At 42.9% G+C, this 12978-nt stretch carries 10 protein-coding genes; 5 read left to right on the plus strand and 5 right to left on the minus strand.

Going from position 1 to position 12978, the window contains the following annotated elements; genetic code table 11:
• Positions 1–371 precede the first annotated feature (371 nt).
• From IGI84_RS11195 to IGI84_RS11205, 3 genes are all read left to right on the plus strand, one after another.
• Positions 372–1631, plus strand: a complete 1260-nt coding sequence (locus tag IGI84_RS11195; RefSeq protein ID WP_077452822.1) for an ABC transporter substrate-binding protein — start codon at positions 372–374, stop codon at positions 1629–1631.
• A gap of 92 nt (positions 1632–1723) precedes the next feature.
• Positions 1724–2596 (plus strand): carbohydrate ABC transporter permease, encoded by an 873-nt coding sequence (locus IGI84_RS11200; protein ID WP_086291975.1) that lies wholly within the window; start codon positions 1724–1726, stop codon positions 2594–2596.
• On the plus strand, positions 2586–3437 hold the full coding sequence (locus tag IGI84_RS11205) for a carbohydrate ABC transporter permease (RefSeq protein ID WP_010747711.1): 852 nt from the start codon (positions 2586–2588) through the stop codon (positions 3435–3437). Before IGI84_RS11200 ends, IGI84_RS11205 begins: the two co-directional genes overlap by 11 nt.
• 72 nt (positions 3438–3509) lie before the next feature.
• Here IGI84_RS11205 and IGI84_RS11210 read toward each other — a convergent pair whose 3' ends face one another.
• The gene (locus tag IGI84_RS11210) at positions 3510–4451 is read right to left on the minus strand and encodes a magnesium transporter CorA family protein (RefSeq protein ID WP_220426861.1); all 942 of its coding nucleotides are present in this window, start codon (positions 4449–4451) and stop codon (positions 3510–3512) included.
• 186 nt (positions 4452–4637) lie between these two features.
• On the opposite strand from IGI84_RS11210, the gene IGI84_RS11215 reads away from it, so the two are divergent.
• Positions 4638–5465: a manganese catalase family protein gene (locus IGI84_RS11215; RefSeq protein WP_430600391.1), complete on the plus strand. Its 828-nt coding sequence runs from the start codon at positions 4638–4640 to the stop codon at positions 5463–5465.
• A 132-nt stretch (positions 5466–5597) separates the two neighbouring features.
• Positions 5598–6437: an aldo/keto reductase gene (locus tag IGI84_RS11220; protein ID WP_220426862.1), complete on the plus strand. Its 840-nt coding sequence runs from the start codon at positions 5598–5600 to the stop codon at positions 6435–6437.
• 50 nt (positions 6438–6487) lie between these two features.
• Here IGI84_RS11220 and IGI84_RS11225 read toward each other — a convergent pair whose 3' ends face one another.
• The 4 genes from IGI84_RS11225 to IGI84_RS11240 form a co-directional block, all read right to left on the minus strand.
• Positions 6488–9577: an alpha-mannosidase gene (locus tag IGI84_RS11225; RefSeq protein ID WP_220426863.1), complete on the minus strand. Its 3090-nt coding sequence runs from the start codon at positions 9575–9577 to the stop codon at positions 6488–6490.
• On the minus strand, positions 9574–10404 hold the full coding sequence (locus IGI84_RS11230) for a carbohydrate ABC transporter permease (protein WP_008379135.1): 831 nt from the start codon (positions 10402–10404) through the stop codon (positions 9574–9576). Before IGI84_RS11230 ends, IGI84_RS11225 begins: the two co-directional genes overlap by 4 nt.
• Positions 10405–10413: 9 nt before the next feature.
• Positions 10414–11307: a carbohydrate ABC transporter permease gene (locus IGI84_RS11235; RefSeq protein WP_194194800.1), complete on the minus strand. Its 894-nt coding sequence runs from the start codon at positions 11305–11307 to the stop codon at positions 10414–10416.
• A gap of 85 nt (positions 11308–11392) precedes the next feature.
• A complete protein-coding gene (locus IGI84_RS11240; RefSeq protein WP_194194801.1) occupies positions 11393–12763 on the minus strand; it encodes an extracellular solute-binding protein in 1371 nt (456 codons plus the stop codon).
• Positions 12764–12978 lie beyond the last annotated feature (215 nt).

Raw genomic sequence — 12978 nt, forward strand, 5'->3', positions numbered from 1 at the left:
CATATTATGTTACGCTTAATCCCCGTTTTAGACAAAAGATTTGCACTCAATTTGCAAAAAAAATTTTCAAACCTTGTTATATTAACGTTTATCAGCACTTCTTAATTATCGTTGTAAGAGCTTTAATTCGTTTTTTTTAGTATTGGTGCATTTTTTGAAATCGTTTTATTTTGTATTTTGTATCTTATCCGCTAAACTGAGGAAGAACCACTCTTATTTTGTCAGATAATTGGCACTTTTCACTCCTCGATCAGTCCTAGGACTGCTATCTTTTCAGAACTTCAGCTATTTTTCATTGGGGGACGTTTCGATCGTTTTCGATTGGAAACGTTTTTTTGAACAAAAATCATTCAATAAAGGAGAGGAACAAAATGAACAAAAAAATAGGGTATTCAATTTTGTCTTTAGCGGCAGTGATGTTGGGGGTCGCTGGATGCGGCAGTGGTGACAGTGCCAGCGACAGCAAACAGATCCGTATGTTCGTTTCTGGAGATACCAGTGAAGGCGGCGCTTATTCGAAAATGGCGGAAAAATACAAGGAAGAAACTGGTGTGACTGTCGAAGTCACCGATGTGCCTTATGCGGACTTGCTGACAAAGATCACCAAAGCTGTTCAAGCAGATGATGCGCCAGAGGTCGTGCGGGTTTCTACCGTTCAACCTGACTGGAATGACTATCTGATGGATCTATCAGACATCGCCAGTGAGGCAAAAACATTGGAATCGATGACGATCAAAGATGAAGCAGATGTCGTCAAAGCGCTCCCTTCCGATGTCACTGCCACTGGGTTGTTTATCAATACGGATTTGTTTGACGAAGCTGGTGTGACCTACCCCACTTCGGAAGAAGACATTTGGACTTGGGATGAATTTTTAACTGCGATCAATGAAGTCGTTGAAAAAACCGATGCCAAATACGGCATGGTCATGGACGCGTCGGATCACCGTTTACGGGCTTTCACCTATCAATACGGGGGACAAGATTTCTTTTTAGATGACAGCGGTGATTCTTATACGACCGATGATGCTACGAAAGCGGCTTTGCAAAAATTTGTGGATTTGAACAATGACGAAGTGATGCCAAAATCGGTTTGGACCTCTGGAGAAGATGCTTCTGCTATGTTCAAGAGCGGCCGTGTTCCAGCTTACTTTTCTGGCAGCTGGCAGATCGTTGATTTTTCTACCAACATCAGCAACTTTAACTGGCAATCCACCTATTCTCCTTATGAAGAGACCCGCGCGGTAAATATGGGCGGCAACTTCATCACTGGCTTCAACAATAGTAAAAACAGTGAAGAAGGCGAAAAATTCATCAAATGGTTGTACGAAGAAGAAAATTACAAACAGCTTTGTACCTATGCTGGCTACTTACCTGCGGTGGAAGATTTGACGGTCGATTATGAACAAGGTCAGGATGCTTATGAAATCTACAACCAAGAGATCGCAGCCGCTGCTCAACCAATCAGCAGCAAGCAAACCACCGATCAAGTGACGATGAGTATGAAAGGCTACACTGGATTGACAGGGGCTTACCGTGATGCCATCGTGCAAGTATTAAATGATGAAATTACATTAGATGAGGCAATCGACAAGACGATCAAGGATTACAATGATGGGTTTTTGAAGAAATAAACAGACGTTCAACCACAAAGAACCCATAGTCTGGCTTTTTGCAGACTGCGGGTTCTTTGTTGCTGATACGATCGTCGGAGGAGGAATTTTCTATGAGCACTTTACAAAAAAACAAATGGCCGTTGTTTTTCACTGGCGCAAGCATCATTTTGTTCATTATCTTCTTTTTGATTCCAGCACTCTTAGGACTTTATTACTCGTTGACGGACTATAAAGGCTTTGCGACAGCCAATTTTATCGGCTTGGCAAACTACCAAGAATTGTTTCAAGACGCCAGCTTTTATAAAGCACTATTCCGCACATTTCGTTATGTGATCATTCTGGTCCCAAGTATCTATGTCGTTTCTCTCGCCGTCGCTTTGATGTTGAATAGTCAGTTGGCGAAAGGCAAATTTTTCGCAAAGATCATTTTTTTCTTACCATGGACCATCTCTGGGATCATCGCTGGGGTTATCTGGAAATGGCTGTTTGGTGAAAACTTTGGCTTTATCAACTTTATTCTAGAGCAAGCGGGACAACAAACTGTCCCGTGGTTTACCGACTCGAATGCTGCCTTTTCTGTCATTATTTTGGCTGCCATCTGGGGCGGCACTGCCTTTAACATGCTGCAATTTACTGCAGCTTTGAAAAATATCCCCCGCTCGTTGTATGAAGCTGCCGAGATCGACGGCGCTAGCTTTGGGCACAAATTGCGCTACATCACATTGCCTATGCTGCGGCCAACTTCCTTTATGGTCATCTTATTGGCTTCGATCGGCGCTATGAAAGAGTTCGCCCTCGTGCAATCGCTGACTAATGGTGGTCCAGGAACCGACAACATGTTGATCGTGCAATATATCTATACGACTGGGTTTGACAAAATGCGGGTCGGCTATGCCAGTGCTGCCTCCATGGTTCTTTTCGTGATTCTTTTACTGTTAGGCTTAGCACAAATGAAGATTGGAGGCGGCAAGAATGACATCTAAGACCATCAAAACCAAACGACCTGTCACAAGAAAGTCAGCGATGTTTTTTTTAACGCTGGCATTGATCATCACTTCCCTACTGTACCTTTTTCCACTGCTTTGGTTCTTATTGAGTGCCTTCAAACCAGGGACTGAACTATTTGCTTATCCCTTGAAAATCATTCCTGAAAATCCAACCATTCAAAACTTTATTGATGCTTGGACGACATTGGATTTCTTTCGTTACTTCAATAATACGTTGATTTCAGCGGTCGTCACCACTTTATTGACGATCCTAGTCAGCGCCGCCTGTGGTTATGCCTTTGCAAAATACGATGCCAAATGGCTGCGTTTTTTCTTCATCTGTATCATCGCCACCACCATGCTGCCGACGGAAGTTATCATGAATCCGACGTTTTCCGTCATTCGTTCGCTAGGCTTATATGATAACTTGCTGGGGATCATCATTCCTTCCATCAATACAGCAACCGGTATCTTTATGTTTCGGACCTTTTTCGTCTCCGTTCCTGACGATTTGATTGAATCAGCCCGCATCGATGGCGCCTCGGATGGGATGATCTTTTTGAAAATCATGCTGCCGATTGCCCGACCAATCATTATGACACTGGGGATCTTTTCGTTCCAGTGGCGGTGGAATGATTATATCTGGCCCTTGATCGTCTTGAATGATCCGAAAAAATATACCTTGCAAGTGGCGATCCGCAGCTTGGTGGGCGCGGAAAATATCAATTGGACGATTTTGATCGCTGCCTCAGTAATTTCCATTTTGCCTTTGCTGCTGGTCTTTCTCGCCTTTCAGCGCTGGATTCTCGACAGCAATTTAGACAGCGGGCTAAAATAAAAAAAGTGCCGACTGCTTCGTCGCACCTTTCTCCTTTTATGGACGAACGGTGCCACAGAGCAGCGGCGCTTTTTATTTTGAGAAGTCTTTTCGTGACAAGTAAACGGCGGTTAAGATGCCGACTAAAATAGCCAAGCCGAAGACGACGATCGTACCGATCGCATTGTCTTTTCCTGGCAGTCCCCCGGTGTTGATCCCCCATAGCCCCGCGATCAAGGACGGCACAGCCACCACTAATGCCGCAGAATCTAAGTATTTCATCAGATGGTTTAGATTGTTGTCCATCATATCGGAGAACAAGCCACCGATAGTTTCTAACAAGTCGCGATAGATGGTGACCATTTTCATGGCAAATTTTTGCCGCAGCTTGATGTCATAAACAAGTGCTTCATTATCCAAACGATCCAAAAATTCTTTGCGATCCATCAAACGATCGACGGTATGGTTCTGATCCCGTAAGGTGTGATCCAGATAGACCATGTCTCGTTCGGTATCGGCTAAATTAAACAATTCGTTGTTTTCCGTCGTTTTACGGGCTGCTTCATCTAGTGCATCGATCTGTTTCTTCATTTCCTGCAGACCTTTGATGTAATGGGTGTAGATCATCAACGTCGAGTAGGCAACAATATCTTCATACCGTTGAATATCTTGCTCATGCTTTTCAATCAGCCGTTTGATCAGTGTAGATTGATGAGAGACATAAGTGATTAAAAGATCTTTGGTATAAATAAACGTCACCGGTTCTAAACGATCTTCGATGCGGTCTTGTGTCACTTCTGACAAATCGATCAAGGTATAAAGAATCGGATGATTTAACTTAGTGTTACGTAAGTATTCCAAACGTGAGACTTCTTCCGGTTCATTGGCGCCAATAAAAATATCTTCAGGTAGCTGATAGCGCTCCAACAAGTGGCGTTGTTCCTCTGGATCTGTCCCAGAAACCACCAGCCAATTGTAATCTTCCTCCGAGGATTCCCTGATTTTTCGGTCGTCCATTTTGTAATACTGAAACATGGTGACTCGCTCCTTTTCTAATTCTCTCTTAATTTAACTATCTAACGCTTCTCGCTTTTTGTCAAAGTAAATGGCTTTTCTTTTTGGAGCTTTTTTCATTTTGAACTAAGTGCATTTTATTAGACGAACCTTTCGATTCATGAGAAACTTTTTATGGGCCCAATAAAAAATTTTAGGAGGAATAGTATGTTTCGTCATCAAAAAGAACTACAGTTTGAAGCTAAACCAGAAAAACCAAATCCGTTAGTTGCGAAATACCTTCAAGAATTAATCGGTGGACAATATGGAGAGATGAGTGTTGCCATGCAATACTTATTCCAAGGATGGAGCTGCCGTGGGGAAGAAAAATACAAAGATATGTTGATTGATATCGCTACTGAAGAGCTTGGACACGTTGAAATGTTAGCAACGATGGTTGCACGTCTGCTGGAAGGTGCACCTGTGGAAGATCAGGAAGCTGCCATGAAAAAAGACCCAACGATCGGTGCGATCATTTCCGGAATGAACCCGCAACATGCCATCGTTGCCGGCTTAGGACCACGTCCTGCTGATAGCGTCGGCAATCCATGGTCAGGTGCGTATATCATTGCTAGTGGCAACTTGCTTGCTGATTTCCGTGCCAACTTAAATGCAGAATCACAAGGACGTCTGCAAGTAGCACGCATCTATGAAATGATCGATGACCGTGGGGTCAAAGACTTACTTTCGGTCTTATTAGCGCGTGATAGCTACCACCAAAATCTTTGGGCAGCTGCCGTGAAAGAATTGGAAGAAAACGAAGGCTCAATTTTAGTGCCGACTACCTTTGACCGCAAAAACGAACGCTTAGATATCGCTTATGATTTCTATAACTTCTCAGAAGGCGACCAAAGCAAAGAAGGCTCTTGGGCGAAAGGCAAAGCTCTTGACGGTGAAGGCGAATACCAATGGCTAGACGAACCAAAAGTCGAAGGAAAAGCGCCAAAACTCGATCAAGTCACACCAAAAATGTATGGCACACCGCCTGAAAAATAATTTGATCAAAAAGAGCAATTGTTTCTGAAAAAGAAGCAGTTGCTCTTTTTTCTTTGTTTGTTTGAGCAAGTTGGTTACGTTCCTGTCAAAAAAGCGTTAGAGTAGAATGTAAAGAAAAGGAGGAATCATTTTATGAAAGCACCTTTACTGACATTAAACGACGGCAATTTACGCCCCGCCGTGGGCATCGGTACCTATCAGATCCGCGGTGGCGAAGGGTTGAGCCAGCTGCAAGCAGCGATCGCTGACGGGTATCGATTGATCGATTCTTCAACCAATTATGACAATGAAGGCATTGTCGGCAAAGCGATCCGTCGCTCTGGTATCCCACGTTCAGAATTTTATATCACCTCAAAATTACCGGGAAAATACCATGGCTACGATGATGCCCTAACCAGCATTCAAGAATCCCTTGCTCGCATGGGACTCGACTACTTCGATGCCTTTTTGATCCACTGGCCATTACCAAAACGCGGCAAATATGTCGAAGCTTGGCAAGCCTTAGTGACCGCCCAAAAATTAGGCTTGATCCGTTCCATCGGCGTTTCCAATTTTGAACCAGAACATTTGGATGCCATCATTGAAGCAACTGGTGTGACCCCTGCGCTAAATCAAATTGAGATCCATCCTTACTGGGTCCAAGAACGAATGGTTTCAGAGAACAAAAAACGCGGCATCGTAACAGAAGCTTGGAGCCCACTAGGTCGTGGCAGCGATGCCCTGAAAGAACTACTGATCACTGAATTAGCTGAGAAATACCAAAAATCAGCTGGTCAAATCATCTTGCGCTGGCATGTGGAACGTGGCATTTTGCCCCTACCTAAATCAAGAAACCTCGCCCATCAACGAGAAAATCTTGCGATCTTCGACTTTGAACTGACTGAAGATGAAATCAATCAAATCAATCAGTTAAACAAGGAAGACGGCCGTATTGATGGTCAAGACCCAAATGAGTATGAAGAGTTTGAATAAACAAAACCAGCAGCTTCTCCGCTATAAATGGAGAAGCTGCTGGTTTTAGTTTATCTCAACTCAAAATGAAATGTCTTTATTTCAAAGGGTGACAAGGTAAATGAGACTTTATCTTTCCACTGCTCATTATTTAAAGGTATCTCCATCAAATCTGTTTCTTGCCAAAAACTGTGTGGCAACTGCAATGTAACCTCCCTAGTTCCTCCCGTGTGATCATGTAAACGTAAAATCCACCCTTTGCCGGTTTCTGCTTGCTTGATGGTGTCGATGGTAACTGAGGTTTCACAGTCTATTTGCAACGGAAGCAACCAAGAATGTTCTCCGTTAATAACCGTTAATGGCGAGTTGAGGGACCATGCTTCTTCCATAGTTCCCCCATCGATGGCATCGTACTCGTGGGCATAAAAACTGTAAGTAAATTCGTGATCACCATCGTCAGCCAGTGGATCAGGATAAATAGCGCCTTTAAGCAAGGTCAAGCTTAATTGATTTTCCTTAACAGCATAACCATATTTACAGTCATTCAATAAACTTATCCCACAATATTTTTCTGAAAGATCTGCCCACTGGTGGCCTACTGTTTCAAACTGAGCCAATTGCCAACTGGTATTAGCATGGGTAGCTCGTTTTACATTTCCGTACTGAATATCAAAGACTGCTTCAGTTGATCGAATTGCTGCATCAAAGTTTACCTTCAACAGTTGTTGGCGTTCATGCCATGAAACGTTTGTTAAAAAATCGATTCGTTGTGTATGAGCATAGACCCGCATTTCCTGATGTATCTGCGAATTACCAAACGTATACTCAAATACAACGGAAGCGTAAAGCGCATTATTTGAATGCAATCGAATTTGATCGGCTTGAAGCACTGTTGCTTTTTCTTGATAAAAACTATCGATGTCCCATGCATCATAATTTAAAGGTTTGTCTTCAAATAGCTGAAAAACATTGCCTTTTCCTTCCAACATTTCTCTACCCAGTTTCTTATCAAAAATGCTAATTAAATTTCCCGATGTTTCCCATAAAATTCGCAAACGATTGGTCTCAATCGCCCCCTCTGTGAACACAGCGAGCGGTTTGATGTCTTTATTTCCTGCTATCGGTTGAAACTCTATGACCACCTGACTCATCCGCGGAACATTTGCCACAAGAACAGACTGTTTTTTTCCGTCAAAATAAGCCGGAAGTTCTTTTCCTTGTGAATCAATAAAGCGGCCTTCTTGTAAAAGCGGAAGTTCAACCAATTCATTCCGTGACCAGCCAGCTGTATTGATGACTGTATACTTTTGACTAGCAGGTCCATCTAATTGTTCAAATAACTGTTGAATGGTCTGAGTCACGACGGCAAACTCTGCTCTATGGTCTTGATAAACTTCTTTGATCGAAGAACCAGGAATAATATCGTGGAATTGATTACGAAGAACCGTCTCCCATGTTTCAAAAAGCGGCTCCTTAGGATACTCGTCTTCTTTGCTGGCTGCTAAACATGTATAGAGAATCTCAAGTTCCCGTAGAGCAATTTCAGCTTTTCGATTCATTTTTTTGACAAACGCTTGCGAGGTATAGGTTCCTCGATGATATTCCAAGTACAATTCGCCATCCCAACGAGAGACCAGCGACTTATTTCGTTCTACTGTCTGATGCAGTCGTTCAAAAAAGGCTTTCGCTTTTCCTGTTTTGACTTGCGGCAATCCTGGAATCTGGTCAAGGCGTCGTCGATTTTCCAGCATCTCTCTAGTGACACCGCCTCCGCCGTCCCCATGACCGTAAGACAGCAGAAATTCTTGATTCAAACGCTTGTCTTGATATCCGTCGTAAATTCCTTGAACGGTCTCAGGAGAAAGCGTTCCATTGTAGGTATAAAACCATTCTTCTGCCCATTCATCCGTTTTACCATCAACTGGCGTGGTGATAAAATGCGTCAAAATGTCTGTCCCATCGATCCCCCGCCAATAAAAGGTATCATGAGGCATCCGGTTATACTGATTCCAGCTGATTTTGGTCGTCATAAACGTCTCAATACCTGATTTTTTCAAAATTTGAGGCAATGCCCAAGAATAGCCGAACACATCCGGAAGCCACAAGAAATGCATTTCTTTGTCAAATTCTTCCTTCACAAATTTTTTCCCATGGAGTATCTGACGGACCAATGATTCACCTGACGGTATATTGCAATCGGCTTCCAGCCACATGGCTCCGTCCACTTCCCAGCGGCCTTCTTTGATTCTCTTTTTGATTTTCTCATAAAGAGCTGGATAGCTTTCTTTGACATATTTGTATAGCTGAGGTTGGGTTTGCAAGAAAATATATTCTGGGTATTGTTCCATCAAACGTAAAACCGTTGAAAAACTGCGGACAGCTTTTTCCCCTGTATGCTTCAGCCGCCACAGCCAAGCAACATCGATATGTGTATGGCCGACAGCTGTTACAGTGATCTCCGAAAGTTTAGGTATTTTTTGCAGTTCTTGATTTAAATAATGATCCGCTTCCTCAATGCTATGGTAAAAAGAGATAGATCCGGGTACCTGCCACTGAATCAAACGAAAGGCATCATCTAAAAGATTCAACAGCTTGTATCGTATCGGTTCATTTTCCGGTAACCCATCGATAGTTTTCGCCATCATATCAGCGAGAAAGAAACAGTCGTCAGCAGCTAAGTGTCGTTTTGCCAAACAAGCTTGCCGAAACTCATGCCGTTGAATGACTTCAGCCCCACCGCCTTCCAAGCCCGACCATAGTTTCAAATCAAGTCGGATGGTTTTCCCCCGGTAATGATCCGCCAGAAAAATCTCTGTATGATTCGAATCGACACCCTGATAAGGCTCACCATTAATCAACAGCAAGGACTCAAAGCCTGAATTATAGCCACCACCTGTACGACCAAAATCGATCAGCAGCCATAAGTCTTCCTCGTCTGGAACCACCAATTCATAATGAGCCCAAATGTAACGGTCTCTCCCTTGCCAGAAATCACCAACTGAAAGTGTAAAGTCCCACTCTTCTGGTGGGTATTGTTCCGTTTTTGACTTATCTTCTTTTGCCGACCACATTTTCAGGTCTTGTACTTTTTGAAAACGATACGCTTTTAGTTCAGCGATTCGTTTCGTTAATTTTTTTGTCGTATGAAATGGATCTTTCATCCTTTCGTCGCTCCTCCCATGCTAAATCCTTTAGACATATACGTTTGTGACAAAGCATATAAAATAACGACTGGTAAGGTATACAGCACCGAAAAAGCGGCTAAACGGCCATAATTGACCATACCAAAGTTGCCGAAAAACTGAAAGATCGAGACTGATGCCGGCATTTTTTCGGGTGACTGAATCAAAATATAAGGAACAAAGAAGTTGCCCCAACTTCCAGTAAAAGTAAAAATACCAACCGTACAAATACCTGGAACCATCAGCGGCGCTACGACTTTTCGTACCCCTTGCCATGTTGAAGCCCCATCGACCCAAGCGGACTCTTCTAAGTCGATTGGTACCGAATCCATAAAGTTCTTCATCATCCAAATCCCATAAGGCAGTGAGGACGCCGTCAAGAAGAACGTCACCGCCAGTAATGAATCTTGAAACTTCAAAAAGATAAACAGTTGGTAGACCGGCACGATGACAGCAGTCATCGGTAATGAGGTCATGAACAGTACCGCCATCAAAAAACTTTTTTTATATCTTAACTGATACCTCGACAAGGGATATGCTGCCAAAACACATAAGACAACAACTAAAATCGATTGACAGCCGGACAAAAGCAAGCCGATTCCGAATGACCGAATGATAGTTTGATCAGAAAGGATCGAAGCAAAATTTTCAAATGATACTGCTTCAGGTAATTTCAAAGTTTGAATAGCGCCCGGATCAATAGAGGCGATCAGCATCCACAACAATGGGAGCAAAAACAACAAGGCTAATACTGCCAAAAGCAGATAATGAATCATGGTCTCCAATTTTTCACTGCGTTTTACCATCTTTTTCACCTACACTTTCACTTTCAGCATTTTCATATAAATCAAGCTTGCGGCAGCACCAATCAGTAGCAAGACCAACGAAATCGCTGTTCCGTATCCTAGCTGATAGCTGACAAAAGCTTGTTTGTACATGAAGACTGGCAGGGTTGCAGTCTGATTGCCGGGACCACCACCAGTCATGGTATAAATCAACGTGAAGACACCCAATGTCTGCAAAGTGACGAGCATCAAATTCGTTGCAATGGTACCTTTGACCATCGGAATCGTAATTTTTCGAATCACTTGCCAGCGGCTGGCGCCATCCATAACCGCTGCTTCCTCTACTTCCTTAGGGATCTCATCTAAAGCGGATTGAAACACCATCATTGAAAAGGCCGTTCCTCGCCAAATATTGGCAATCACAACGCTGATCATAGGAAACGCAAACAGCCAAGCAACTGGCTCAAATCCCATCAGTCCCATCAACCAGTTGGCTGTTCCACTGTCCCCTAAAAAAGCAACCCAGCAAAAGGAAACAACGACTTCCGGCGTAACCCATGCGGCAATGATGATCAGACCGACGACTCGCCGAAAGGCACGATTCTTCTCCCGCATCATAAATGCAATCAAAAAACCTAAGAAACATTGACCAATCACTGCAGAAAAAATGACGAAAATCAAGGTTCGCACGACACTGGTTTGAAAAGCCGGATCATTGAACATGCGCACAAAATTTTCAAAGCCGATGAACCGCAATTGACTTGCTTCAGCACCAGTCAGAGCCAAGTTCGTGAAGGAAAAGATAAAAGTTAAGATAACTGGACCAACAAAAAATATCAGCAGCAAGAGCCAACTGGGAAATAAAAAGATCAACGCTTTTTTACTATTGGACATTTGCTGCTCTCGTTTTAGCGAATGTTCCATTCTTTTCTCCTTTCTTAGTAAAAAGAGAAGGAACGTTAGACCCTAGTCGGATCGTTTTCAACGAGTCCTTCTCCTATTTATTTACTTAATCAATGGCATCTTCACCGACAATCCTCGTCACGTTGGCTGCGTAATCACTAGCTGCTTCTTCCGGTGTCTTGCTGCCAGTGGCAACCGCCTCTACCATTGTTTGAATCTCAACGGAAACATTTGGATATTTGTCATCGGCAGGACGGAAATGGGCATACTGCAAGAAAGAGGTTGCTTGTTCAATAAAAGGCTGCTTCTTGTATTCGTCAATTTCAGCTGAATCATCTCGGACGGTTAGATTCCCTTCAGCAATTGCACGAGCAGCTTGCTGTTCTTTTCCACCGAGAGCCTGAACTACTCGCCATGAAGCTTCTTTATTTTGTGCTTTTTCAGGAATGGCCCATGTCCAGCCTCCTGACATGGTCGTAAATGGCGGTTCACCACCATTTTGTGTAGGCATGGCTGCGAACCCAAAACGTTCTGTCATATTCTCAACAGGAGTTGCCCCATTTTCTGTCCAGTTACCGGCACTCCAAAATCCATCCAGTAGCATACCAACTTCATCATTAGGAAATTTGTCTTGGAACATCACTGATCCGTAATTACTGTTAATAGCAACAGATAAAGAAGGGCCTAATTGTTTCTGGTTATACACTTCATCAATAAAAGTTAAAGAGTCAATGATCCCTTGTGTATTCACTTGCCACTTTCGCGTTTCATTATCAAATAGTGTGTCTTGAGTACCGTATAAAAGCATCTGGAAAGTCTGCATGGAAACCGACTCACCATTGGCTTTAGCCACACCTAATCCTAAGGGGATCACATTCTCATCGGAAGCTTTGATTGCTTCAGCTGCCTCAATAATCTCCCCCCAAGTTGTTGGCTGCCAGTCTTCAGGCAGACCGGCTTTCTTAAAGACATTTTTGTTGTACCAAATCCCGCGAGAATCAGAAGTTCCTGGAATGGCATACGTACTACCATCTTCAGCAATGACACCAGCTTTTAAGTTTTCTGTATATTTATCCCATTGATCCCAGTCAGCAACATATTCATCAAGATTGGTTAAGTAACCAGCGTTTGCATCAGAATTCAACATAAAGGAATCTTCTGCCACTACATCGGGTGCTGTGCTTTCTGACTGCATGGAAAGAGCAACTTTTGAAAAATAATCCCCTTCGCTTGCCGTAATCGGAGAAAGTACGATTTTAATGTCCTCATTTTCTTTCTCAAATTCTGGAATAAATGTTTCTTCCAAGTATTGGGTCATTTTATCGTTTTCCCCAGTATTGCGCCAAGTGATCTTGATCTCGGTTTTCCCTTCTGAACCTTCCCCGCTTGAAGAGCCATCGCTGTTCCCACAAGCAGCAAGAACCATAGGCAGCGTCAGGATGGTCAGGAGTGATGCAGCTTTTCTTTTCATTGACATAATTGTTCCTCCTAAATCATTTTTCATTTTCTCTCGCTTAAAGTAAGCGCTTTAAATATAGCGTATTTAGACATTGTTGAATATCAACATTATTCGTTGGAATATACACTTTTTAACCTTAATATCAAGTTTTGTAGACAACTGCAAATAATGATGATTTGACTCAAGCTGATTTATCTCTATAATCAATGTAAACGTTACCAAAAAAAGAAAGG

The organism is Enterococcus sp. DIV0008 (genome assembly GCF_050542615.1).
GTDB lineage: Bacteria > Bacillota > Bacilli > Lactobacillales > Enterococcaceae > Enterococcus_D > Enterococcus_D innesii.